The sequence below is a fragment of the Streptomyces sp. BE20 genome, from assembly GCF_036322525.1.
Taxonomy (GTDB): Bacteria; Actinomycetota; Actinomycetes; order Streptomycetales; family Streptomycetaceae; genus Kitasatospora.
In genome coordinates this window covers 1-345 of record NZ_JAQYWW010000549.1, presented here as the reverse complement: position 1 = coordinate 345, position 345 = coordinate 1, and the positions used below count along the sequence as shown (strand labels likewise).

Annotated in this window: 1 protein-coding gene; it reads left to right on the top strand. The window is 52.8% G+C overall.

Going from position 1 to position 345, the window contains the following annotated elements:
* Positions 1-56 precede the first annotated feature (56 nt).
* The gene (locus PUR61_RS09130; protein WP_329877586.1) at positions 57-296 is read left to right on the top strand and encodes a hypothetical protein; all 240 of its coding nucleotides are present in this window, start codon (positions 57-59) and stop codon (positions 294-296) included.
* Positions 297-345: the final 49 nt, after the last annotated feature.

Here is a 345-nt window from a genome sequence, read left to right as displayed (position 1 = left end):
GCCTTGGTAGTTACCTTTTGTTGGGGAGGCGGGGGTGTCTTTGTGGTCTTTTTTTTTTGGGTGTATTGCTTTGTTGTTGTTTTTGTGTTTTTTGTTTTTTTTTTTTTGTTTTTTTTTTTTTTTTTTTTTTTTTTGTTTTTTGTTTTTCTGGCTTGTTGGGGGCCTGGGTGGCGGCTGCTGAGTGGCCGTTTTGGGCTGGCGCCCGGCCGTACCAGTCTGCGGCGCGCACCGCGTACCCTAGCGCCCGGTGGCAGCCGGCCGCGCCCTCCAGGTCCCTGGCGCAGAGAGAATCTTAGTCGGAGGAAAGGGAGTGATCCAGAGCGGCACGGTAGTGCCCGGAGGCCT